Annotated in this window: 25 protein-coding genes; 14 read left to right on the top strand and 11 right to left on the bottom strand. The window is 58.8% G+C overall.

Annotated elements, in window-relative coordinates; genetic code table 11:
• Positions 1 to 76: 76 nt before the first annotated feature.
• Both mnmH and I2I01_RS12705 read right to left on the bottom strand, forming a co-directional pair.
• Positions 77 to 1,105: a tRNA 2-selenouridine(34) synthase MnmH gene (gene mnmH, locus I2I01_RS12710; RefSeq protein ID WP_196286861.1), complete on the bottom strand. Its 1,029-nt coding sequence runs from the start codon at positions 1,103 to 1,105 to the stop codon at positions 77 to 79.
• Between the two features lie 90 nt (positions 1,106 to 1,195).
• The gene (locus I2I01_RS12705; RefSeq protein ID WP_196286860.1) at positions 1,196 to 1,909 is read right to left on the bottom strand and encodes a pyridoxine 5'-phosphate synthase; all 714 of its coding nucleotides are present in this window, start codon (positions 1,907 to 1,909) and stop codon (positions 1,196 to 1,198) included.
• A 235-nt stretch (positions 1,910 to 2,144) separates the two neighbouring features.
• On the opposite strand from I2I01_RS12705, the gene I2I01_RS12700 reads away from it, so the two are divergent.
• From I2I01_RS12700 to I2I01_RS12635, 14 genes are all read left to right on the top strand, one after another.
• Positions 2,145 to 2,606 (top strand): GatB/YqeY domain-containing protein, encoded by a 462-nt coding sequence (locus tag I2I01_RS12700; RefSeq protein WP_230679104.1) that lies wholly within the window; start codon positions 2,145 to 2,147, stop codon positions 2,604 to 2,606.
• A gap of 92 nt (positions 2,607 to 2,698) precedes the next feature.
• Positions 2,699 to 3,229, top strand: coding sequence for a CvpA family protein (locus tag I2I01_RS12695; RefSeq protein ID WP_196286858.1), 531 nt, complete (start codon positions 2,699 to 2,701; stop codon positions 3,227 to 3,229).
• A gap of 85 nt (positions 3,230 to 3,314) precedes the next feature.
• On the top strand, positions 3,315 to 3,911 hold the full coding sequence (locus I2I01_RS12690; RefSeq protein WP_196286857.1) for an anthranilate synthase component II: 597 nt from the start codon (positions 3,315 to 3,317) through the stop codon (positions 3,909 to 3,911).
• 11 nt (positions 3,912 to 3,922) lie between these two features.
• Complete coding sequence (locus I2I01_RS12685; protein ID WP_196287576.1) at positions 3,923 to 4,705, top strand: alpha/beta fold hydrolase; 783 nt, start codon at positions 3,923 to 3,925, stop codon at positions 4,703 to 4,705.
• Between the two features lie 128 nt (positions 4,706 to 4,833).
• Positions 4,834 to 5,511: a CBS domain-containing protein gene (locus tag I2I01_RS12680; protein WP_196286856.1), complete on the top strand. Its 678-nt coding sequence runs from the start codon at positions 4,834 to 4,836 to the stop codon at positions 5,509 to 5,511.
• 37 nt (positions 5,512 to 5,548) lie between these two features.
• On the top strand, positions 5,549 to 6,967 hold the full coding sequence (locus I2I01_RS12675) for a BamA/TamA family outer membrane protein (RefSeq protein WP_196286855.1): 1,419 nt from the start codon (positions 5,549 to 5,551) through the stop codon (positions 6,965 to 6,967).
• 95 nt (positions 6,968 to 7,062) lie between these two features.
• Positions 7,063 to 7,956 (top strand): NAD kinase, encoded by an 894-nt coding sequence (locus I2I01_RS12670; protein WP_196286854.1) that lies wholly within the window; start codon positions 7,063 to 7,065, stop codon positions 7,954 to 7,956.
• A 138-nt stretch (positions 7,957 to 8,094) separates the two neighbouring features.
• Complete coding sequence (locus tag I2I01_RS12665; RefSeq protein ID WP_196286853.1) at positions 8,095 to 9,024, top strand: DUF6089 family protein; 930 nt, start codon at positions 8,095 to 8,097, stop codon at positions 9,022 to 9,024.
• 47 nt (positions 9,025 to 9,071) lie between these two features.
• Positions 9,072 to 9,827: a type IX secretion system protein PorG gene (porG, locus tag I2I01_RS12660; protein ID WP_196286852.1), complete on the top strand. Its 756-nt coding sequence runs from the start codon at positions 9,072 to 9,074 to the stop codon at positions 9,825 to 9,827.
• A gap of 130 nt (positions 9,828 to 9,957) precedes the next feature.
• On the top strand, positions 9,958 to 10,704 hold the full coding sequence (locus tag I2I01_RS12655) for an isoprenyl transferase (protein WP_196286851.1): 747 nt from the start codon (positions 9,958 to 9,960) through the stop codon (positions 10,702 to 10,704).
• 18 nt (positions 10,705 to 10,722) lie between these two features.
• Positions 10,723 to 13,236, top strand: a complete 2,514-nt coding sequence (gene bamA, locus I2I01_RS12650; protein WP_317196891.1) for an outer membrane protein assembly factor BamA — start codon at positions 10,723 to 10,725, stop codon at positions 13,234 to 13,236.
• 38 nt (positions 13,237 to 13,274) lie between these two features.
• Entirely contained in the window at positions 13,275 to 13,958 is a 684-nt protein-coding gene (locus I2I01_RS12645; protein WP_196286850.1) for an OmpH family outer membrane protein, read from the top strand.
• Between the two features lie 49 nt (positions 13,959 to 14,007).
• Positions 14,008 to 14,643: an OmpH family outer membrane protein gene (locus I2I01_RS12640; protein ID WP_211537938.1), complete on the top strand. Its 636-nt coding sequence runs from the start codon at positions 14,008 to 14,010 to the stop codon at positions 14,641 to 14,643.
• Positions 14,644 to 14,724: 81 nt separating this feature from the next.
• A complete protein-coding gene (locus I2I01_RS12635) occupies positions 14,725 to 15,774 on the top strand; it encodes an RluA family pseudouridine synthase (protein WP_196286848.1) in 1,050 nt (349 codons plus the stop codon).
• 63 nt (positions 15,775 to 15,837) lie between these two features.
• Here I2I01_RS12635 and I2I01_RS12630 read toward each other — a convergent pair whose 3' ends face one another.
• The 9 genes from I2I01_RS12630 to mazG all read right to left on the bottom strand — a co-directional run bounded on the left by I2I01_RS12630 (position 15,838) and on the right by mazG (position 24,138).
• On the bottom strand, positions 15,838 to 17,472 hold the full coding sequence (locus I2I01_RS12630; protein ID WP_196286847.1) for a tetratricopeptide repeat protein: 1,635 nt from the start codon (positions 17,470 to 17,472) through the stop codon (positions 15,838 to 15,840).
• 54 nt (positions 17,473 to 17,526) lie between these two features.
• Positions 17,527 to 18,522 (bottom strand): PstS family phosphate ABC transporter substrate-binding protein, encoded by a 996-nt coding sequence (locus I2I01_RS12625; RefSeq protein WP_196286846.1) that lies wholly within the window; start codon positions 18,520 to 18,522, stop codon positions 17,527 to 17,529.
• Complete coding sequence (locus I2I01_RS12620) at positions 18,515 to 18,790, bottom strand: hypothetical protein (RefSeq protein ID WP_196286845.1); 276 nt, start codon at positions 18,788 to 18,790, stop codon at positions 18,515 to 18,517. Before I2I01_RS12620 ends, I2I01_RS12625 begins: the two co-directional genes overlap by 8 nt.
• Before the next feature lie 165 nt (positions 18,791 to 18,955).
• Positions 18,956 to 19,783: an energy transducer TonB gene (locus I2I01_RS12615; RefSeq protein ID WP_196286844.1), complete on the bottom strand. Its 828-nt coding sequence runs from the start codon at positions 19,781 to 19,783 to the stop codon at positions 18,956 to 18,958.
• 216 nt (positions 19,784 to 19,999) lie between these two features.
• Entirely contained in the window at positions 20,000 to 20,830 is an 831-nt protein-coding gene (locus I2I01_RS12610) for an energy transducer TonB (protein WP_211537937.1), read from the bottom strand.
• A complete protein-coding gene (locus I2I01_RS12605) occupies positions 20,827 to 21,369 on the bottom strand; it encodes an ExbD/TolR family protein (RefSeq protein WP_196286843.1) in 543 nt (180 codons plus the stop codon). The genes I2I01_RS12610 and I2I01_RS12605 overlap by 4 nt, the downstream gene beginning before the upstream one ends.
• Positions 21,370 to 21,409: 40 nt before the next feature.
• Complete coding sequence (locus tag I2I01_RS12600; RefSeq protein ID WP_196286842.1) at positions 21,410 to 22,039, bottom strand: ExbD/TolR family protein; 630 nt, start codon at positions 22,037 to 22,039, stop codon at positions 21,410 to 21,412.
• Between the two features lie 92 nt (positions 22,040 to 22,131).
• Positions 22,132 to 23,019, bottom strand: coding sequence for a MotA/TolQ/ExbB proton channel family protein (locus I2I01_RS12595; RefSeq protein WP_211537936.1), 888 nt, complete (start codon positions 23,017 to 23,019; stop codon positions 22,132 to 22,134).
• A gap of 264 nt (positions 23,020 to 23,283) precedes the next feature.
• Positions 23,284 to 24,138: a nucleoside triphosphate pyrophosphohydrolase gene (mazG, locus tag I2I01_RS12590; protein ID WP_196286841.1), complete on the bottom strand. Its 855-nt coding sequence runs from the start codon at positions 24,136 to 24,138 to the stop codon at positions 23,284 to 23,286.
• Between the last annotated feature and the right edge of the window lie 11 nt (positions 24,139 to 24,149).

Here is a 24,149-nt window from a genome sequence, read left to right as displayed (position 1 = left end):
CATAATCGAGACCCAAATAACGGCAGCAACGAGCAAACCGCTTGATAAAACAGTCGAGCATCGGCCCGCCGCGCTGCTAAATGCCGCTGGCCGCTACCGTTCGCAACAAAGTAGCGGCATTCTCGGCCGGGTTGCACCCGGCTACGGGCACCAGGGTGAGGGCCTGTTCGCCCGAGCGCGGAGTCAGGCCGTGGGTGTAGGTCTTGTCGTAATAATCGAGCACGCGCTCCACCATGCGCTCAAAATCGCCGGCTTCGACGGCTGCCAGCGCCTGCTGGGTGGCCAGGCCGCCCAGGCGCTTGTGCAGCCGCTCAATGGCGGCCGCCAGCTCGGCTGGGTTTTCGGCGCCGTACTCGGCGGCCAGCTTGGCCACTCGGGCTTCGCGGGGCACTTGCAGCACGTAGCGCGGGGCCTGGCGCATTTGCTCAAACATGGGCAGCGGAATGGTGAGCCGCCCAATCTGGCGGCTTTCGTCTTCTACCCACACCGGCACGTCGGGGGGCAGCTGCTCCAGGGCAGCAGCCAGGTTATTTTCAAATTGCTCCTGCGTGGGCTGGGCCGGCTGCCCAATGGCCCCAAAGGCCGAGCCCTTGTGATGGGCCAGCCCTTCGAGGTCGAGCACCGGCTGCCCGTGCGCGGCCGCCAGAACGCGCAGCACGTCGGTTTTGCCACTGCCCGTGAGTCCGCCCAGCACGCGCCACGGCCGCGGCGCGGCAAAGGAGGCCAGTACCGCCCGGCGGTAGTCCTTATACCCTTTATCGAGCAAGTGTACTTTAAAACCCGCCAGCTCCAGCAGCCACAGCACGGCGCCGCTGCGCATGCCCCCGCGCCAGCAGTGCAGGCGCACTTCCTTGCCGGGGGCCAGCTTTTTGGCTTGCTTCACCATCGCCGACATCTTCGGCCCGAAAAACTCCAGGCCCATGTGCACGGCCCGCTCCTGGCTCACTTGCTTGTAGGCCGTGCCGATGCGGGCCCGTTCTTCGTCGGTGAACAGCGGCAGGCTGAGGGCGCCCGGCACGTGGCCCTGGGCAAACTCAATCGGGGCCCGCACGTCGAGGATGGGGTAGGGCAGGGCGTCGAACTCAGCGAGGGAGTGGCGGGGCATAGGGTCAGTTTGAAAAGGGTAAGTCGCACGTTCTGTCTCGGCTACGCTCGATAGGACGTTCTTTAGCGACAGGTTGGTCGTAAATGCTGGCTACCGCAGCTGCCGCTTATACAGCTGCACGGTGTTTTCGAGGCCCAGGTAAATGGCATCGCAAATCAGGGCGTGGCCAATGCTCACCTCGGTCAGCTCGGGCAGCTGCTGGTGCAGGAAAGCCAGGTTGTCGAGGTCGAGGTCGTGGCCGGCGTTCACGCCCAAGCCCAGCTGGCCGGCGCGGGCGGCCGTGGCGCGATAAGGGGCTACGGCGCCCTCACGGTCGGCGAGGTACTGCACGGCGTAGGCTTCGGTGTAGAGCTCGATGCGGTCGGTACCCGTGGTCTTGGCTGCTTCCAGCAGGCGCAGGTCGGGGTCGAGGAAGATGCTCACGCGGGCGCCGAACGACTTCAGCTCGGCCACCACCTCGCGCAGAAAATCTTGATGCGTGATGGTGTCCCAGCCGGCGTTGGAGGTGATGGCGTCGGGCGCGTCGGGCACCAGCGTCACCTGCTCGGGACGTACCTCGCGGCACAGGGCGATGAAATCGGGGGTGGGGTTGCCTTCCACGTTCAGCTCGGTGGTCACCACGTGCTTGAGGTCGCGCACGTCCTGGTAGCGGATGTGGCGCTCGTCGGGCCGCGGGTGCACGGTAATGCCCTCGGCCCCGAACCGCTCAATGTCGCGGGCAGCCTGCAGAATGTCGGGGCGGTTGTGGCCCCGGGCGTTGCGCAGGGTGGCCAGTTTATTGATGTTGACGCTGAGCTTGGTCACGGGGGGCGGGTTGGTGGATGAGTGGAGTGGTGAATTTGCGAGGCCAAAGTTCGTCATGCCGGGCGTAGCCGAGGCATCTCGCGTGCGGTAGCAAACCAATCGACTGGCCTACTTACGTAAGCGAGATGCCTCGGCTACGCCCGCCATGACGTTCTTTGCATCGTTCTGCTTGCCGGCCCGCCGCCAAGCCACCCATCCGCTAACCCACCACTCCACCATTCCACCAATCCGCCTCATGCTCAAAAACGACATCGACGCCGCTATTAAGCAAGCCATGCTGGCCAAAGACAAAGTGCGCCTCACCGCCCTGCGCAGCATCAAATCGCAGATTATGCTGGCTGAAACTGCAGAAGGCGCCAGCGCCGCCGGCCTCACTCCCGAAGCCGAGCTCAAGCTCCTCAACAAAGCTGCCAAGCAGCGCCGCGACGCCGCCGCAATCTATAAGGAGCAGTTCCGCTCCGAACTCGAAGAAAATGAGCTGGCCGAGCTGGCCATTATCGAAGAATTCCTGCCCGCCCAGCTTTCCGAAGCCGACTTGGTGGAGAAGCTGGTGCACATTATCCAGCGCGTAGGCGCCACCGGCCCTTCCGACCTAGGCAAGGTGATGGGCGTGGCCGCCCGCGAGCTGTCAGGCCAAGCCGACGGCAAGCGCATTTCCGACGCCCTGAGCCACCTGCTGAATAACACGAACCTGTAGGGAATGAGGGTAGGAGGGGATAGGGTAGGAGGTACGCCTGCTAAACCCAATGCCCTCATGCCCCCATACCCTCCTACCCTCATTCCCCACCCATGACTGCCCTCGACATCCTGCTGCTGTTGCCTTTGGGCATTGGGGCCGTGAAGGGCTACCGGCGCGGGCTGGTGCTGGAAGTGGTGTCGCTGCTGGCCTTTGTGCTGGCCGTAGTGGGCGGGCTGAGCTTGCTCTCGGCGGCCGTACCGCTGGTGCGGCAATACGTGGGCGATGCTTTTGGCATGCTGCCGTTGCTGTCGTTTGCGCTGGTGTTCGTGGGCATCATGTGGGGCGTGCACCTGCTGGGCGGCTTGCTCAAAACTGCCGTTCACCTCACTCCACTGGGCGTGCTCGACAACCTGCTGGGCGGTGCGGCCGGCGTCCTGAAATGGATACTCGGCCTCAGCCTGCTGCTGTACGGCACCGGCGTGGCTGGCGTGCACCTGCTTTCGCCCAATCTGGTGGCCGGCTCGCAGGTACTGCCCATCGTACGTCAGGCCACCCCGCTGGCCCTGCAAATCACCGGCTACGTGCTGCCCATTGCCCAAGACTTGCTGGTGCGTATGCGGGCGGCGTTTGTGAAGGGTTGAGTTTTAAGGGTTGACTGTTGAATGAACTAGCAGGGCATTCCGTGTTCAACTCTGCACTCCACCCTTAAAACTCAACCCTCAAAAAATGCGTCTGCTGCTGCTCGATAATTTCGACTCCTTCACCTTCACGCTGGCCGATTACCTGCGACAGCTCGGAGCCGAAGTCATCGTGCGGCGCAACGACGTGGCGCTGAAGGAACTGCAAGGGCTGAATTTCGACGCCATCGTTCTCTCACCCGGCCCCGGCACGCCTGCCGATGCGGGGGTGATGCCCGCCGTCATTCAGCACTACCACCAGCGGGTGCCCATGCTGGGCGTGTGCCTGGGGCACCAGGCGCTGGGCGAGTTCTTCGGGGGGAGCGTGACGCGCGCGGCCCGTCCGGTGCACGGCAAAGTATCGGAAATGCAATGCGCGTCCAACGAGCCACTGTTTGCGGGACTGCCTGCCATTCAACCAGTCACGCGCTATCACTCGCTGCTGGTGCGCGAGCCGCTGCCCGATGCTTTGGTGCCGCTGGCCCGCACCACCGGCCCGGTGCCCGAACTCATGGCCTTGCGTCATCGCACGCTGCCGCTTTACGGCGTCCAGTTTCACCCCGAAGCCTTGCTCACGCCGCACGGGCTGGCAATTTTGGGCAATTGGCTCCGTTGTTGTATCATTGCCAAAACCGCCGGGAATTGACGAGAAACGAGATGGAATTGCGCCACCAGCACCAACACGGGTACGAGTACGTGGACGAAGGCCAGGGCCCCGTGCTGCTGTTGCTGCACGGCCTGTTTGGCGCGCTCAGCAACTGGCAGGGCGTGGTGGAGGAGTTTGCGGCCGACCACCGCGTCATCATCCCCCTGCTGCCCATCTACGACATGCCCCTCACCCAGGCCGGGGTGCCGGGCCTGGTGGCCTACGTTGAAGGCTTCGTGAAAGCTATGGCCCTGCCACCGTCCTTCACGGTGCTGGGCAACTCGCTGGGCGGCCACATTGCCCTGGTGTATGCCCTGAGTAACCCGGCCCGCGTGAGCCGCCTCGTGCTCACCGGCAGCAGCGGCTTGTTCGAAGACAGCATGGGCGGCTCCTTCCCCAAGCGCGGCAACTACGCCTACGTGCAGGAGCGGGTAGGCTACACTTTCTACGACCCCAAAGTGGCTACCCAGGAGCTGGTTGATGAGGTGTTTAATGTTACCAACTCCAATGCGAAGTGCCTGCGCATCATTGCCATTGCCCGGTCGGCCCAGCGCCACAACCTGAGCAAGGAGCTGACGAAAGTGACGGTGCCCACACTGTTGGTGTGGGGGCTGAACGATACCATCACCCCGCCGCCGGTGGCCCACGAGTTTGCCCGCCTGCTGCCCCACGCCGAGCTGCGCTTCCTCGACCACTGCGGCCACGCCCCCATGATGGAGCGCCCCATCGGCTTCAACGCCTACCTGCGCCACTTTTTGCGTACTACTGCCAACGTACCGGCCGTGGCTGCCTAAACGGCGGTTATCTTTTCGGCGGCCCGATTGTTGTTCACCAAACCATCACGCCACGGGGACGTTTTTTATTTATCCTTTCCACCCAATCCCGTTCTTATTGCCGTTTACCTCATTATTAGCCGAATAATATGCCTGCCCTGCTCGCCGAGGACTTACTCAACGAAATGATTCCGCCCCTGAAAGGCACCGATTCGGCGGGCAAAGCAGCGCGCTGGCTCGATGAGTTTCACGTGGCCCAGCTGCCCGTGCTCGACAACCGCCACTACCGCGGCCTCGTCACCGAATCGGATTTGGCCGATTTCGATGACCCTGAAACCTTGCTTTCTGAACTGTCCTTGGGCTACGCCGACGCCTACGTGCGGCCCGACCAGCACTTTTATCGCGTGATGGAGTTGGCCATTGAAAACAAGATTCAGCTCGTACCCGTGGTCGATGAGCACCAGGAGTATGCCGGTGTGGTCACTATTGCCGATGCCCTGGCCGCTTTTGGCCAGCAGCCCACCGGCGGGGGACAGGGCGGCATCATCGTGCTTACGATGGAAGAGCGGGACTATTCGCTTACCCAAATCAGCCGCTACGTGGAGGAAAACAACGCCAAGGTGCTCAGCGCCTTGGTGGCGCAGGATGAAGTCGACCCCTACCGCATCCGCCTCACCCTCAAGCTCAACACCGACAACCTGGCTCGCATCACGGCTACACTGGAGCGGTTCGGCTATGTTGTCACGGCCCAGTTCAGCGGTACCGCTGCCCCCAACGAAGACGAGCAGGACCGCTACGACGCCCTGCTGCGGTACCTGAGCGTCTGATAAGCGGGTGCTTGGAGTTCTGTTACTATTGCTGCGGATGCTGCTGCCCAGCCAGGCGCCCGCCGACACGCTGCCGCGGCCGCTAAAGCCCGTGGTGGCCCCGGCTGACACTCTGGTGCGGGTGCTGCCCTGCCCCAATGTGGCGCGCGCCGCCGTGGGTTCCATCCTGTTTCTGGGCAATGCCGTTACCAAAGAGCGTATTCTGCGGGTCGAGCTCGACTTTCACGAAGGCGACACCTTGGCCGTGGCCGACATAGCCGCCCGGCTCGAAGCCAACCGCAGCCGCCTGTTCAACCTGCAGCTGTTTCACGCCGTGGTGGTGCAGGCCAGTTGCAGCGGTGGCAAGTGGCTCGTTGTGTTCGGGCTGCAGGAGCGGCTCTACACCTTCCCGGTGCCCATCCTCTCGCTGGCCGACCGCAACCTGCGCTCCTGGCTCGACCGCTCCGACCGCTGGCGCCGCCTCGACTACGGCGTGCACCTGGTGCGCACCAACTTCCGCGGCCGCAACGAGCAGGTCAGCGCCAACCTGCAGCTCGGCTTCAACCGCAAGTATGAGCTGTTTTACGAGGCGCCCGGCCTGGGCCGCTACCGGCGTCTGGGCCTCGGCGCGGGCGCATCGTTCTACCAAAGCCACACGCTCGACTACATCACCCAAGCCGACCGCCTCGTGCCCTTCCGGGCCGATGAGAGCTTTCCCATTCAGCGCTTCTACGCCACGGCGGGGCTGCGCCTGCGCCACACCGTACAGTTTCTCACTGCCTTCGATGTGTCCTATCACCGGGAGCGAATCACCGATTCCATTAATTTTTATAACTCCAATTATTTTTTGGGCCGCACCCAGCGCGAGTACCTCGACTTCACGCTCACCAGCACCCGCAACCAGCGCAAAACCTTCGCCTACCCACTCACCGGCCAATATGCACAAGTCTCGCTGTCACACCGCGTTTTCCTTGGCGGCGTCGCGCCCAGCATCACCACGCTGCACCTCAATTATTCGCGCTACTTGGCTCTGGGGCACAACTTCTACTACAGCATCGGCCTAAGCGGGCAAACGCGCCTGGCCCGGCGCCTGGCCTACGCCGACTCCCGCGCCCTGGGCTATGCCGACCTTGTGCGGGGCTACGATGAATATGTCATCGACGGCCGGCACTACGGTTTGGTCCAGCAAGGAATATCCTATGCCATTCTGCGTCCCCGCACTATTCGGCTGGGCAGCATCGACAATCCGAAAATCAATACCATCCCGCTGGCTGTTTACCTCAATATCTTTACCGACGCCGGCTATGTGGTCGCGCCGGTTGTGCCTCCGCAAAACCGCCTACCCAATCAGTTATTAAGTTCCGTTGGCCTCGGCCTGCACCTCGTCACTTACTACGACCGGGTCTTCACTGTGGAGTACACCCTGAACGGCCTGGGCCGGACCGGCTACTTCTTCCGCGCCGAATTCCCTATATAAATGGTTTTCCGCCCTGGCCCTGGGTTATTAATTTGTTGTGAATCTTCCGGCGGACCTGCGCTTGCTGCTGGCAAAGGCGTGTTCGCTCTCTCCGCATGAAAATCGCCATTCTCGGCAAGCCCTTCAACGACGAAGCCGCTCCCGCCATCCAAGCCCTGCTCGACGACCTGGCCGCGCGCCGGGCCGAAGTCCGCATCGGCGAATCCTTCCGCACCTTCCTCGACAACCGCCTGCGCCTGCCACCCGGCACCACCGAGTTCCGGCGCGGCGACTCGTTGCGCGGCGTGCAGTTCGTACTCAGCATCGGCGGCGACGGCACCCTGCTCGATACCGTCACCTACGTCGGCAGCCTGCAAATCCCCATCCTGGGCATCCACACCGGCCGCCTGGGCTTCCTCGCCACCATCACCCCCGACCGCATTGCCCAGGCCATCGACGCCCTATACAAAGGCCACTTCACCTTAGAAGAGCGTAGCCTGATTCGCGTCGACACCGACCCTGATGTATTCGGTACTCTCAACTTCGGGCTCAACGAGTTTAGCGTCCTCAAGCGCGATACCTCGTCCATGATTGTGGTGCACACCTACATCGACGGCGAGTACCTGAACTCCTACTGGGCCGACGGCTTGGTGGTAGCCACGCCTACCGGCTCTACCGGCTACTCTCTGAGCTGCGGCGGCCCCGTGATGCTGCCCCAGACAAACAATTTTATTATTGCTCCCGTATGCCCCCACAATCTGAATGTGCGCCCCCTCGTGGTGTCGGACCAGAGCGTAATTTCCTTCGAAATTGAAGGCCGCAGCACCAGCTACATGCTAGCGCTCGACTCCCGCTCCCTCCCCGTCGAAGCATCCGTTCAGATTGCCGTTCGCCGCGAAACCTTCAACGCCCGCCTCGTAAAACTCAATCACGTAAACTTCCTCAGTACCCTGCGCAGCAAACTCAATTGGGGCTTGGACCGCCGAAACCCGGTTGGTATACAAGTCTAACGGTCAGGTTTTTTTATGAAAAAATTGGAGAAACTTTTTTAAGTTCCCGATTAAGCCTACTTTTGTCACTGTCTGAAACTGCGCATTCACTGCACTGCCCTCACACCTCGAAACTCGAATCATCATTTTCGTTGCCTTATGAAAAATATTTTCACTTATTCCTCAGCAATTGCGCTCGGGTTGGCCTTGGTGGCTGCGCCGGATGCAGATGCTCAGCAGTTCAGCAAGCGGAAGCAATACAACTCGATTGGCTTCAGCCTGAACGCCATGAACTACTTCGGCGATGTAACGCCGGTTACTAATTTCACCAGCTTGCGCCTCGGTGCCACCCGCGTAGGGGCTGGCATATCCATAACCCGCCGCTTTTATCCGCGTGTATCCGGTCGTTTTGGTCTTTCCTATGGCCGTATCTCGGGCGACGACGCCTTAGCTGCAAACCAGAATGACCCAGACGCTCGTTTCCGCTACAACCGGAACATGAGCTTCCGCAACGACATCTTGGAAGCTTCAGCTGTGGCCATCATCGACCTGATTGAGAATCGCAACAACTACCTGAAGCGTCCTGACTTTGTGCCTTACGTGTTTGCTGGTGTAGCTGGCTTCTACCACAATCCCAAAGGTTTGGTAGGCAAAAACAACCTCGGTCTGACTGAGGGTGAGTACATTGCACTTGCCGACTTGCGCACTGAAGGCCAAGACAGTAAATATGGCCAAACTCAATTCTCGATTCCTTTTGGTGGCGGTATCCGCTACCGTATTAATCGGAACTTTGATGCAAGCCTTGAAATCGGTTGGCGCAAAACATTCACCGATTACCTGGATGACGTAGGAGGGAAGTACGGTGACGTATCTAACGGCACCCCCGCCCAGAAGTATTTTGGTCGCGACATTACGCGCAGTATTTCGCTGCGAGATGGCACCTTTAACGAAGGCACCTTCCCTGGCTTTACCGCTCCTGGACTGGCCCAACGCGGCGATAAAGGCAATAAAACCGACTGGTACATCGTTACCGGCGTCACCCTGAACTACATCTTGACGCCCCGTATCAAGAACCCCAAATTCCGCTAACCAGCGGCCGCTGGTTGAGGCGCTTTCCTAGCCAGCAAATAGTTTAAATGACGAATTCAACTATCAACACCGCACTCCTCGCTTGCCTAGCGCAAGCGGGGAGTGCGTTTTTTTGTGCGTCGGCGAATGCACAAAACACCAGCGAACTAGGCATAGGCATTGGCGCTACCAATTACCGCGGCGAAATCTCGCCCGAGTTTCAGCTGCAGAATAGCCGCCCTGCTTTCACGGTATTCTACCGCAAAGACGTGTCGGTGCCCGTCACATTGCGGGGGGGATTCACGGCCGGGCTACTGCGGGCCGACGACGGCAACGTGAGCGGGACCAACGGTGGCGTGCCGCCCGTGCTTGGTTATCGGCAGGCCAATACTAAGGGAAGCATTTTGGAAGCTTCGGCGGTGGTGGAATATAACTTTCTGGATTACCACTACCGCACCGATAAGATACACTTTACGCCGTACCTGTTTGCCGGCGTGGCAGCTTTCTATGCCAATACCACCACGGTGACCAACGACTCTGCTCTCGGCAACGACTTCAGTCGGGACGGGGCCATGCTGGGCTTTTCCATTCCGATGGGGGCGGGTTTAAAATACGCGTTGTCGGAGCACTTAAACCTTGGCTTGGAAGTAGGCGCGCGCAAGGCCTTTACCGACCAGCTCGACCACTTGGGCGACCAAGACCCGTTGCTCGTGAACCCCCACGACCAAGATTGGTACTATTATAGCGGCCTGAGCCTGTCTTATACTTTTTATAAAATACCCTGCCCCAGCCAATACAGAAAGAATAAAAAGTTGCTTAAATAGCTGCTATTGGGGAACAAGCATCTGAAAAACAACGGGCTTAAGCCAGGCTGCAGCAGCTACGGAGGCACGGCCCCGCCGCTGAATGCAACCATTTCCGTAACTTGCGGGCTCTTTTAGCGAAACCGCAAAGATGACCGGCAAGGCCGAAATTGATACTCAAAATATCCCCGCCCACGTGGCCGTCATCATGGACGGCAACGGGCGTTGGGCAAAGAAGCGGGGTGGCTTGCGGGTGTTTGGACACCAAAGCGCCATCACGGCTGTGCGCGAAACTGTGGAAGAAGCCGCCCAACTTGGGGTGCGCTACCTGACGCTGTATGCTTTCTCGACGGAAAACTGGAACCGTCCAGCCCTCGAAGTAATGGCTTTGATGCAACTGCTGGTGCACACCATCCGGCAAGAAACGGCCACACTACTCAAAAACAGCATTCGCCTGGAAGCCATCGGCGATTTGAGTACACTGCCGGGCAACTGCCAGCGCGAGCTGACCGAGGCCATGGAACTCACCAAAGGGGGCAACCGCATGACGTTGGTGCTAGCCCTGAGCTACAGCGGGCGCTGGGACCTGACCCAGGCTGCCCGGCGCATGGCCGCCGACGTGGCCAGCGGCAAGCTCCAGCCCGCTGCAGTGAATGAAAGCACGGTGGCGAGCTACCTGACGACGGCCAATATGCCCGACCCAGAATTGCTCATCCGGACGAGTGGGGAGCAGCGCATCAGCAATTTTCTGCTGTGGCAGCTGGCTTATACAGAACTGTACATTACGGATTTGCTGTGGCCGGATTTCCGGAAAGAGCACTTTCAGGAGGCCATTCGGGTCTATCAGAGCCGGGAGCGGCGCTTTGGTAAAACGAGTGAGCAAGTAGCTGTCTCATAAATTTTTGTAAATTTTATTGTGCGTAGTTTAGTTGTAAAATTAGTGCTGGCCTTGGGGCTGCTAGGAGGTGCGATGGGCCATTCAGCACACGCACAGCAAGCGGCAGTGCCAGCCGGCGACGAGCCCAAGAAGTACCAGCTGGGCGGCATCACCGTGAGTGGAGCGCGCAACCTGGACCCCAACACGCTGATTAGCCTTTCCGGCTTGCGGGTGGGCGACGACATCAATATTCCGGGCGAGGAGATTGGTAAATCCATTCGCAAGCTGTGGGGCCAGGGCCTGCTGGGCGATGTGAGCGTGACCATTTCCCGCATTGAAGGCAATAAAATTTACCTCGACTACAACGTGAAGGAGCGGCCGCGCTTGTCGAAGTTCACTTTCACGGGCATTCGCAAGGGGCAGACGGAAGACCTCACCAAGAAAATTGCGCTGATTCGGGGCAAGGTGGTAACTGATGCCCTGCTGAACAACACCCGCACTCAGGTGCGCAAGTTCTTTGTGAACAAAGGCTACCTCGATGCCAAAGTCAACGTGTTGCAGGTGGCCGATTCGGCCCTGGCCAACAGCGTTGCCCTGCGAATCGATGTAGACAAAGGCTCGAAAGTGCGCATTCACGACATTGCCTTTGAAGGCAATAAGGCTTTTTCGGACCGCAAGCTGAAGGGCAAACTGAAGAAAACCAAGGAGCGTAAGCCATACAAATTCCTGACGGCGGGCAAGTTCCAGCGGAGCGAATACGAGGAGGATAAGAAAAAGCTTATCGAGTTCTACAACGCCGAGGGCTACCGCGATGCCGCCATTGTAAGCGATACCCTGATTCGCGACGACCAAGGACTGGCCTTGCGCATCAAGGTGGACGAGGGGCCGAAGTACTACTTCCGCCACATCACCTGGACGGGCAATTACCTCTACGACGATAAAACCCTGGCCAATGTGTTGGGCATCAAGTCTGGCAGCCCGTACAGCAAAGAGGTGCTGGACAAGCGCATGAACTACAACCCGACGGGGCAGGACATTTCCTCGCTGTACTTGAACGACGGCTACTTGTTCTTTACCATCGACCCGGTGGAAACAAAGGTGGAAGGCGATTCCATCGACATCGAGATGCGCATCAGCGAGGGCGTGCAGGCGCACATCAAAGACATCAACATCGCGGGCAATACCAAGACCAGCGACCACGTGCTGCGCCGCACGCTGCGCACGCTGCCCGGCGACAAGTTCAACCGCGAACTACTGATTCGCTCGCAGCGCGAGATTGCAACGCTGGGCTATTTCGACCCTGAGAAGATTGGCATCAACCCCGTGCCGAACCAGGCCGATGGCACCGTGGACATCAACTACACGGTGGTAGAAAAGCCCTCGGACCAGGTAACGCTGTCGGGCGGCTGGGGCGGCTACGCCGGCTTTATTGGCACGGTGGGCTTGGTGTTCAATAACTTTTCGTTGCGCAAAGCCGGCAACTTCCGCAACTGGACGCCGGTACCGGCCGGCGACGGCCAGCGCGTGGCCCTGAACGTGCAGGCTAACGGCGTGCAGTATCAGGCGTATTCGCTGTCGTTTACGGAGCCCTGGCTGGGCGGCCGCCGGCCGAACTCGTTCTCCTTTAGCCTCAACCATAGCGTGCAGCGGGCCGGCGCGGCGCTGGATGCGTCATCGGACCAGTTCATCAAGGTGAACAGCGCTACGGTGGGCCTGGGCCGCCAGCTGCGCGTGCCGGACGACTATTTTACGCTCAGTAACTCGCTGTCGTATAGCCAGTACCAGACGCAAAACTACATTGCTATTGCCGGCGCCACCACGGGTACGTTCAACAACATCACGCTGAACACCACGCTGGCCCGCAACAGCATTGACAACCCGACCTATACCCGCCGCGGCTCCTCACTGAGCCTGAGCGTGAGCCTGACGCCGCCTTACTCGCTGCTGAACAACAACCACACCAGCAACGAGTGGATTGAATTCCACAAATGGATGTTCGATGCCTCATGGTTTACACCAATCGTGGGCAAGCTGGTGCTGAACACCCGTGCGCACTTCGGCTACCTGAGCACCTACAACTCAAACCGGGCTGTAGGGCCGTTCGAGCGGTTTAAAATGGGCGGTGCGGGCCTGGGCTACAACGGTGGCGGCAACTTCCTGGTGGGTGCCGACTACATTGGTCTGCGCGGCTACGACGACCCCGGTCAGGCCTTTGCCATCCCCTCGGCGCAAGCCAACCAGCCGGGCGGCATCGCCTTCAATAAGTACGTGCTGGAAATGCGTTACCCGGTGAGCTTGAACCCCGCCGCGACGGTGTACGTGCTGGCGTTTGCCGAAGCTGGCAATGCCGTGGATAATTACACCAACTACAACCCTTACAAGCTGTACCGCTCAGCCGGGGTGGGTGCCCGTATTTTCATGTCGGCCTTCGGTCTGCTCGGGTTCGACTTCGGCCACGGCTTCGACTCGGTGATACCACCCGTGGGCACGGCCGCCGGCACTAAGCAAGACCCCAATCACTTCCACTTCATCATCGGCCAGCAAATTCGCTAGCCGGGCACTAGCCGGCAACATTTCACGTTTCCTCACCTATGAAGAACATCAGTGGCCTGTGGCTGGCCTTATTGTTGCTGTTGGCTGTGCCGGGCGCGCATGCGCAGAAGTTTGGTTGGGTCGATTCGGAGTTTATCATGGGCAAAATGCCCGAATACGCCAAGGCCAAGGCCGAGCTTGATGCGCTGTCTGACACTTGGCAGAAGGAAATTGAGGCCCAGAAAAAGGACCTCGACAAGCTCTACCGCACGTATCAGGCCGAAGAGGTGGTGCTCACTGAAGCCATGAAGAAAAAGCGGCAGGATGAAATCCTGAAGAAGGAGCAGGATATCAAAGCCTACCAAAACAAGCAGTTTGGCTACGAAGGCCAACTGTTCAAAAAGCGACAGGAGCTGAACAAGCCGGTGCAGGACAAGGTGTTTGAGGCCTGTGAAAAAGTGGCCAAGAAGAAGCAGCTGGCGGTGCTATTTGACAAATCCGGCGACCTGACCATGCTTTACACCAATCCGGCGCACGATTACACCGAATTCGTGTTAGAAGAATTGGGTTTGGGTGCCGAAGACCGCAACCAGCCTGGCCCGAAAGGCGCGGTGAAGACCGTGGCACCGCCTAAAACGCCGGTCGACCCGAACTTCGAATCCGATTCGGGAGCGCCCGAACCGACCACCCCGAGCAAAGCGCCGGTGAAAACGACCAGGCCTGTGAAGAAGCCCACGAAGTAATTACCTTTGTTCCAACATTTTTCTGACCCTTTTTCTTTTGATGAATCTCGTGAAAATCTTTCGTCTGACGCTCGCCGCCGCTCTGCTGACCGCCGGAACCCTGGCCGCCACTTCGGCCCAGGCCCAGGCTCCCCTGAAAATTGGGTACACCGACGTGCAGTACGTGCTGTCGCAGATGCCCGAAAGCAAGCAAATTGAATCGGACCTGAAAGCCTACAATACGCAGCTGGAAAACCAGCTGAAGAGCAAGACCTCCGAGCTGGAAACGAAATACAAAGCTTACCAGGCCGGGGAAGCCACGATGACCGACGTGGTGAAAGCCGACAAGCAGAAAGAGCTGCAAAACATGCAGCAATCTATTCAGGAGTTTCAGCAGAGCGCCCAGCAGTCGTTGCAGCAAAAGCAGCAGACGCTGCTGAAGCCGGCCCTCGACAAGCTCCAGAAGAACATCGACCTGGTGGCCGACGAGAACGGCTTCACCTACGTGTTCAACTCCGACGGCGGTGGCAGCCCGCTGCTGCTGCATGCTCCCAAAGATGGCGACATCTCGGACCTAGTGCTGAAGAAAATGGGCATCACGCCCGGCGCCAACGCCCCTGTAGTACGTCAGCCTACCCCGGCCACGAACGCCACGCCGGCCCCGAGCAAGGCCCCGGCTACCAAAACCAAAACGAAGACCAAGTAAGGCATAAATGGCCGCCGCGGCGACCCGAGAAAGCCGGAGCATCCGCTTCGGCTTTTTTCGTGCCACCTGGGCTAGAAATCGATGGAAGAAACGCTAGACGAAGAACTGCTGGGTACAGGGCCCGATGAGGAAGGCGATGAGCTGTATGAACACCACCGTATAGTAGTTGACCGCGGGCAGGAACTGCTGCGCATCGACAAGTTCCTGAAGAACCGCCTGCGCAACACCTCGCGCAACAAAATTCAGGAAGCCATTCGGGCATCGGCAGTAGAGGTGAACGGTACGGCCGTTAAGCCCAACTACCGCGTCAAGCCACACGATACCATCACCATCACGCTGCCCGAGCCGCCGCGCGATGTGCGGGTGTTGCCCGAGGAAATGCCGCTGGACATTCGCTACGAGGACGCCGAATTGCTCATCGTGAACAAGCCCGCCGGGCTGGTAGTGCACCCGGCTTTTGGGCACTGGCAGGGCACACTAGTCAATGGCCTAGCCTTTCACCTAGCAAACCTGCCTACGGGGCGTAACGGCGAAATCCGGCCGGGTCTGGTGCACCGCATCGATAAAGACACATCGGGGCTGCTCGTAATTGGCAAAACGGAGTTTGCCATGACGCACCTGTCCAACCAATTTTTTCACCATACTATTCAGCGCAGCTATCTGGCGCTGGTGTGGGGCACGCCGCCCGGGCCTACGGGCACCATTCGCGGCCATATTGGCCGCAGCGTGCGCGACCGCAAGGTGCAAGCCGTATACCCCGAAGGCGACCAAGGCAAGGCCGCGGTGACGCATTATGAGGTGCTGGAAAGCTTCGGCCCCGTCACACTCATCCGCTGCGTGCTCGAAACCGGCCGCACCCACCAAATTCGGGTGCATATGCAGTACCTGGGCCACCCACTGTTCTCCGATGCCACTTACGGCGGCGACCGGATTCGCGTGGGGCAGAATACCGGCGCCTATCGCGACTTTGTGGAAAATGCTTTTCGGCTGATGCCCCGGCAGGCATTGCACGCCCGTTCGCTCGGCTTCGTGCATCCTGTTTCCGGCAAGCAGCTATTCTTTGAAGCCGAACTACCGGAGGACTTTGCGGCAGTGCTGGAAAAATGGCGCGCTTGGGCGGCGTCGGCTTGAATTGATTACAACAAAAAGCCCCGGCACCACAGTGCCGGGGCTTTTGGCTTTACAGCCCGGTCATTACTTTTTCTTGACCGGTGCTTTGGGCGCTGCCTTCGTAGGAGCTTTAGGCTTCGCTTTCAACACCTCGATGTTGTTTTTGGCACCTTCGTTGGTGGGGTCCAAGGCAAGCACTTGCTCGAAATTCGATTGTGCCGCTGCCTTATCGCCTTTCTGGTAGTTATAAACACCCAGGTAACCATAAGCAGCTACGAGGCCTTCCTTGAACTTGGCTTGGTCGGCACCTTCGGCTTTCGACAGCTCGATGTACTTCTCATAATAAGGCTTGGCCAAGCCCTGCTTGCCTTCAGCATCGCGGGCGGCATTCACTTTGGCACGGGCCAGCACAGCCGGAGCATAGGTGGGCTTGGCCGTGTTGATGATGCCATACACGCTGTCGGCTTGTGCGTACTGCTTGTTGTTGCCATACGCCACAGCCAAACGGAATTGGTCGGTCAGGTCACCGCCGTTGGCCAGTTTCTGGCGGTACACGCCAATTGCCTTGGCGTAGTCCTTGTTGGTCATGTAAGCCGTAGCCAGGTCGTTCTGCAGGTCAGCCTTTTTAGCCGGGTCAGTCGTGCTGGCGATGGCCTTGTTAATGGTGGCGATACCCTCGGCAGGCTTGCCAGCGCGGGCCTGAATGCGACCCAGGTACGAATAGTCCTCCGGAATAATTTTCTCAGCAGGAGCTATTTTCATGTAGTTGTCCATCGCTGCCAGAGCACCTGCAAAGTCGCCGGTTTCGTACAGCGAGTAGGCTTTCAGGCGGTTCATGGTCAGGTTGTTAGGGTCAGCCGCCAACACTTTGTTTACCTCCGTCAGAGCTTCCGGATACTTCTTGGTCAGGTACAGGAACGATGCATACTGCGCATCAGTGGCAGGCGAACGCTCAGCCAAATCCGTGTACTTTTTAATATTCTCAAGCGCCAAGTTGTACTGACCGGCGTAGTAGTACATATCAGCCAGTTCGCGGTAAGCGGGAGCGTAGCTGGGGTCCAACTCAATGGCTTTGTTCAGGGCTTCGCGGGCGGCATTGTAGTTGCGGGCCCGTACATCGAGTACACCTTTCTTGTAATAAGCTTGGGCGTAGCTCGGGTTGGCCGCAATGGCGCGGTCAAAGCTGGTCATGGCCTCGCCACCGCCGGTATCGGAGTGCAAGTAAATATCGCCGCGGGCTACCATCAGGGCCGGGTCGTCCTTCTTGAAGGCCGTTTGTGCAGCCGTCAGGTAGGTCTGCGACTTGCCAGCCTCTTTAATATCCGACTCGCCGTAAGCCTGCGCAATCATGGTCAGGACTTTGGTGTCCTTGTTTTTGGTGGCTTTAGCAGCGGCGTCGAACTGAGCCTCAGCCGGGGCCAATTGGCCTTTGGCCAGCAAGGCACGGCCAGCAGCTACCTGGCCAAACGGCGTCGAGCCAGCGGCTTTATTGAAGTAATAAGCAGCCGAATCCGGCATATCGCGCATCTGGTACACACGGCCAAGCTCGAACGCCGTTTCGGGCGAAGAGCCGGGGCGCAACAGGGCGCGGGCTTCGTTGTAGCGGCCTAGCTCAATGGCGCGCTGGGCTTTGGATACGTCTTGGGCGGTGGCTGCCGTAGTGCCTGCTGCCACGAAGAGGGCGGCGAGCAGCGGCTGTTTCCAGGGCTTGAAACTCATGGGATGGAGAAAAGATGAAAAGCGTAAGAGAAAAAGCGTACGCGCGGAAGGCGCTTACAGTTTAGGCGTGGTCACGATACGGGCCTGCATCTGGGCCGGCAGCAAGCCCGACTTCTGAAATATCAGCTGACCATTCTTGCCTGCCACGAAGGATGCAAACCCTGTGCCTAATCCTGCCCGCGCCTCCCGGCTGATGATGTAAAGGTTGCGCCGCAGCGGGTAATTCTGCAACTCGGGGTGTTCGGCCAGTTGCTCCGGTGTCTTTTCGGCCAGGTATACTTGATAGGGCTGAATGTAGTCGTCGGGCCGCGGGTTGGGCCGGGAGGTGATGCTGGCCACCCGCACCTTGCGGGCAAATTTCATGGCCGTGGGGTCGTCGCGGTCCGATATCCAGTTCACGCCCACCACGCCAATGGCGTTCGGGTGCGAGGCAACATAATCGAGCAGCGCCGGGTTCGAAGCAGCTGCGAATACCCGGGGCGTGAGAGCCGCGCCGCGTGTCACCGAGTCGCGGATGAAGCGGGTGGTGCTGCTACGGTTGGCATCGAAAACTACGTTGATGGCGGCCAAGCCTTTCTTGCCGCTCACTTGGCTCCAGTTACTGGTTTTGCCGGTGAAAATATCGGCTAACTGAGCCACCGTCAGCAGCGAGTCGGGATTAGCCCGGTTGAGCACGATGGCCAGGCCGTCGATGCCAATGCGCGTGATGCGCGGCGTGATTTTCTGCTTGGCGAAGTCTGCCGTTTCCTCGGCGTTCAGCTCTCGTGATACCACGGCCAGTTTCACCTGGTCGTTAATCAGGTCCACCATCACCTTTTCCTCGGGCTGGAAGCTCATCTTCACGTGGGCGTTGGGATAGAGCTTGGAGAAGGTATCAATTTGTGCCTGCAGAATAGGCGCGAAAGTCTCGTCCACACCCACGCTCACGTTGCCGCTGGTGGGCGTGTCTTGCGCGCCCGGTGAGCCCGGGCCATTGCAGGAAACGGCGGTGATGGCCCCGGCCAGCACCACGAAAGCGCCGGTGGTGAAAAGATGTGCGCGCTTATTCATTATCGTCAGAAGAAGGTTTTTTGCGGAAATGCGTGGTGTAAACGCGGCCCAGGCGCAGCAAGCCATAAAGCACCATCACGACGCCCAGAATGCGGCGCGGCGTGGCACCCAGCTGAAAAATGCTGTCGGGCGTGGGCGCAGTGTAAGACGAAACCCAGGCCCAGATGCCCAGGCCAATGTAAACCAACGCCATTATCAGCACGAAGTAGCGCACCATGCGCTGCGGCGATTTACCGAGCCGTTCCTCGGTGGTGGGAAGGTTAAGCATAGAATTATAAAATGCAGGAATGGAGATGTATAAACCGTGAAACTGCCGCTAAAGGTTCGGCCGGAAAATGCAAGCCCATTCTAATGGCGCACAAAAAAGCCGAAAATTAGCCGCTTTTCATAGCTGCGGCTAATTTTCGACTCGATTGATGGCTGCGCTGTGGTGTTATTCAAACTGAAAGGTAATAGGCAAGGTGAAGCGCACCGGCACCGGGTGGTGGTTTTGCAGGCCAGGCGTCCAGGCGGGCATCTCGCGCACTACGCGGGCTGCCGCTTCCTCTGTACCGTAGCCCAGGCCTTTGAGCACCGTCACCTCGCCAACGCTGCCGTCCGTCTGCACCACAAAGGAAACGAATACTTTGCCCGATACCTGCGCTGCCAGCGCCGCCGCTGGAAAGCGCAAGTGTTTCTGCAGATAGCGCTGCAACGCCGCACGTCCGCCCACAAAGTCAGGCATTACTTCAGCAAATATCACTACTTCCTGCTTCGGCGGTGCTGCCGGGCGCGCTGTGTCCGTGCTGGTTCCGGTTGCTACGCCCGTGCCGCCGGTGGCTCCTGTAGTGTTTTCTCCGCCAGTAGAAGTCGGCCCAACTGCGCCATTGTCCTGCGGCAAAGTAGAGGACGCGGGCGGCGTTTTCACTTGCTCATCCGGCACTACGTGCGTGAGAATCTGCGTGTGTGGCTTCACCGTCAATGCCGGCTGGGCGGCTGCGGGGGGTGGCAGGGGCTTGGCCTCCGGTAATTTAAAGTCACCCGGCTGTGCATGGGTTTCCTTCGGCAAGGTGGGCTGCGGCCTTACGGCCACCTCCGGCCAGAAGTACCGAACCGCCAGCGGCAGCAGCAACAACAGCAAACAAGCCACCACGGTAATGAATAGAGCCGAACTCAGGTGCCGTTGATAATCACGGCGCAACTGGAAGGCTCCGTAAGCTTGGTTGCGGCCTTCAAAGACGATGTCGTCAAGGGAGCCGGTGAGAATGATGGGCGTTGACATGGCAGCAATGGGTTGAGGTGAGACAATCAAACCCAAGCCACGCGGGCGGGGGCCCTCCGCCACTGGCTTGCCCTTTCTCAACGAGCTATGTTCTTATAATAGTATGCAAGCCTACAAATTTTTTTAAACCGCCAGAACAGCCAAAGAAAAACCCCGAACCGAGCCGTGAAGCTCAATTCGGGGTTTCTCATTTCTAGCTGAGGCCAGAGGCAAACACTACTGAATTTTGAAGGTAATCGGCACCGTAAACGATACGCTTACAGCGCGGCCGTTCTGCTTGCCGGGGATGAACTTAGGCAGGGTTTTCACCGCCCGAATCGTTTCCTCGTCCAAGCCCGAACCCAAGCCTTTCACCACCTTCACGTCCGAAACGTCGCCTTGGGCATTCACCGTGAAGCTCACGAAAATGCGGCCTTCGACTTGGTTGCGGAGCGCCAGGGGCGGGTACTTGGTGGCCTTCTGGATGGCTGCTACGATGGCAGCGTTGCCGCCGCCGCCGGGCAGCTGGGGCATCTGCTCCACGTAGGTGTAGACTTTGTTTTCTACTACCTCTTCCACCACTTTGTCACCTTCGCCGGAGAGTTCCGACAGGTCCGGGGCAGCATCGGTGTTGCCTTTTACGGTCACCGTGGCCACGGCCTTGTCCTTCAGCTCTTCCTGGTCCGGCACCTCTTCCTTCTTCACTTCCTCATCTTTTTTCACCACCGGGGGGGTGAATTTGATGGTGGTCAGCTTGGGCGGAGGGGGCGGCGGAGCCTCGGGCGGCGGGGGAGGGGGTGGCGGCTTGGTTTCGTCCAGGGGAGGAGCGTCCATCAGCACGTTCTCCTGCAGGTTCTTCTTGGGCTCCTTCGGCATCTTATCTTTCAGATACTGCTGAATGAGCGGGAAGAAAATCAGGAGCGCGAATACCGACGTGGCAATAATCAGGGCCCGCGTTACGTGGCGCTGATAAAGCCGACGCAGCACATAGGCTCCGTATGCCTTGTTGCGACCCTCAAAAACGATGTCGTTTAAGCTGGCGCGGGCAATTTGCGCATTGTCCATCATAAGCCAGAGTCTTTAATAAGGTTCTCGTCGTTTTTGTCAATCTTCACCAACGCGTATTTCTTCTGGTTGGTGATGTTCATCTCGTCCAGGATGTCGACCATGTTCTTGTACTTGGCGTCTTCCGTGGGTTTGATAAGCACAATCGGCTCGGGGGCCCGGCGCTTACGGTCGAGCAACACCTGGCGAATGCCGCTGGCCGAGAAGTTCGTCACTTTCAGTTCGGGCTTCTGTACGGTGGGGTCGTTGGGCGTGTTCAGGCCGAAGTAGTAGTAGGCCTTGTTGTCCTTGCCGAGCAGAATGGTCACGGCTTGCGAAGCCTTGATTTTGGTCTGCTCGTCGGGGTTGGGGTTCTTTTCCTTCACCGGCATCGTGAGCTGCATCACGTTGGGCTTGGCGAAGGTGGTGGTCAGCATGAAAAAGGTAAGCAGGAGGAAGGCCAAGTCCACCATTGGGGTCATGTCGATTTTGGTCGACATTTTCTTGGCCCGCTTCTTCCCACCTTTTCCACCGGAGTCGGCTTTGCCTTGTATTTCTGCCATGGGAATTTAAGGAGTGAATGGATTGGGAAACGAGCGGCGCTTACTGAGCAGCCACCGGTTTGTTTTCCATGTCCGTAATGAGGTTGAAGCGGTTGATGTCGCGCTCCTGCAAAATCTTGATAACCTTCTGCACCGTGGGCACATCCGCGTCGCCGTCGCCTTTGATGGCGATGTAGGTCGGCTTGTGGAAGATGGACTGGTTGGCGCGACGCGACTCCAGCACCCAGTCAATCAGCTGGTTGTTGAGTGAGTCGGTGGGCACACCTTCGGCCGATTTGTTAATCTGCTTGCGGTCTTCCTTGCTCATATCCAAGTAGGAGCCGAGCTTGTTAATCGGAATACCGAAGTTGGGCAGGTCGCCAAACTCTTTGGCCTGGGCAGCGGTGAAGTTCACGCCATACTTGGCGCCTACGCGCTGCAGGGCCTGCACTTTGGTTTGCTTGGCATCGACGCCGAAGAAGACGCGCTTGTTCTTGTCGATGGTGAGCGTAATAACGTTGTTTTCGGGCAATTTCAGCTCCGAGATGGACGACGGCGTGTCCACCACCACGGATTCCTCGGGGGCAAACTTGGTAGTGAGCATGAAGAATGTCACCAGCAAGAAGGCCAGGTCCACCATCGGCGTCATGTCGAGCGACGGCGAGGTACGGTGCGGTTTTACTTTAGGCATTGCGAGGTGGGGTTAAAAGGGGGCGATTCGTCACTGAGAACGAACCGCCCCGCGTTTTAGTGCGTCAGCAAAGACGACTGCCAGCCAGAAAATTAAACCGTGCGGGCGGGAGCGCCAGCCGTGCTGCCGTGCTGGCCAGCGAAGGTCTGGATGATGCTGAAGCCAGCCTCGTCGATGCTGTAGGTCAGCTCGTCAATTTTGCTGGTGAAATAGTTGTAGGCGATGATGGCCAGGGCCGAAGTACCGATACCCAGAGCCGTGTTAATCAGAGCTTCCGAGATACCGTTTGCCAGTGCCACGGCGTCGGGAGTACCAGCCTGCGCCAGAGCGGCGAAGGCGCGAATCATGCCGAATACCGTGCCGAGCAGACCGGTCAGGGTGGCGATAGAGGCGATGGTCGAGATGATAACCAGGTTCTTTTCCAGCATGGGCAGCTCCAGGGCGGTGCTTTCCTCGATTTCCTTCTGGATAGCGAGTACCTTCTGGTCGGTGGTCATGTTGGTTTCGCGCACCATCTCGTTGTACTTCATCAGGCCGGCTTTCACCACGTTGGCTACCGAGCCTTTCTGCTGGTCGCACACGGCGAGGGCACCGTTGATGTCGTTCTGGTTCAGCTTCTGGCGTACCGAGCGCACGAAGCTTTCGATGCCTTTCGAGCCTTTGGCTTTGGCGATGGTCAGCATGCGCTCAATCGAGAACGTGATAACGCAGAGGAACATGGTGAGCAGGAACGGCACGATAAAGCCGCCTTTGTACACCACGCCGAGGTAGTCGCCGGGGTTGGGGTTGTTTTCGTTGTTGCCGCCCTGGAAGTGGCTGGCGTCGCCAAACACGAATTTATAAACGCAGTAGCTGATGACGAAAGCAAGAATGATAACGATAACGGAGAACAGCGAGGCGCCACCGCTGCTAGCTGCTTCGGCTTTAGCGGCCGTAGCGGCGGGCCGGGGGCTCGTGTTCATGGCATTTTTCTGTTCCATTGTTCCGGAGTGTTTGGGGTTGTTGTTTGAAGTAGTTGAATTGAGTGGGTAAAGAAAATGCAAAAAGTTGGTAAGGAGCGCAACGAGCGGCAAACGCTATTGATAATCCCGCAATGAAAGGACTAAAAATGGCACTTACCTAAGTTCAAATTACCCCTGAGCCTTCTTAGTTGGGCAAACCTAACCAAAAAGCTTGGCCCGACCAAAGAAATTCACCCGTTGCTAAACGGATTAATTTATGATGAAGGATGGAATGCGCCAACGCTAGTCCAGGGCATTTGGTTGGCGAAGGTGCCGTTTGGCTTCCTCCCAATACACGTCCATTTGGGCCAAAGTGAGGTCGGCAAGGCGCTGGCCGGCGGCCGCCGTAGCGTTTTCAAGGTACTGAAAACGTTGAATAAACTTGCGGTTGGTACGTTCCAGGGCCTCTTCGGGGTTGATGCCGGCGAAGCGGGCAAAATTCACCAAGGAAAACAATAAATCGCCAAATTCTTCGGCGGCCCGCTCGGTGTTCATCTTCTCAGGTTGGCCGTGGCCGTACTCTTCGCCGAACTCAGCCAACTCCTCCTGCACTTTGTGCCACACCTGCTCGGGCTGCTCCCAATCGAAGCCAGCGCCGCGGGCTTTTTCCTGGATGCGCATGGCCTTCACCAACGCCGGCAGCGAGGTGGGCACGCCACTGAGCACGCCCTTGTTGCCTTTTTCTTTCAGCTTGAGCTGCTCCCAGTTGCGCTTCACGGCGTCTTCGTCGTCGGCCTGCACGTCGCCGTAGATGTGGGGATGGCGCGAGATGAGCTTCTCGCACTGGGCGTTGAGCACGTCGGCGATGTCGAAAGCGCCTTGTTCGGCAGCGATGCGGGCGTAGAAAATCAGGTGCAGCATTACGTCGCCGAGCTCCTTTTTCAGCTCGGGTAAGTCGTCGCGCAGGATGGCGTCGCTGATTTCGTAGGTTTCCTCGATGGTGAGGTGGCGCAGGCTCTGCAGGGTTTGCTTTTTGTCCCACGGACACTCGGTGCGGAGGCGGTCGAGCACGTCGAGCAGGCGGCCGAAGGCTTCGAGCTGGGCCGGGCGCCGGGCGTTGGTAAGCAGGGTGCTAGGGGCGGGGGCGGAATTTTCCATTGTTCCAAAGA

Source organism: Hymenobacter properus (genome assembly GCF_015694735.1).
Taxonomy (GTDB): domain Bacteria; phylum Bacteroidota; class Bacteroidia; order Cytophagales; family Hymenobacteraceae; genus Hymenobacter; species Hymenobacter properus.
This window is presented reverse-complemented; position numbering and strand designations above follow the sequence as displayed.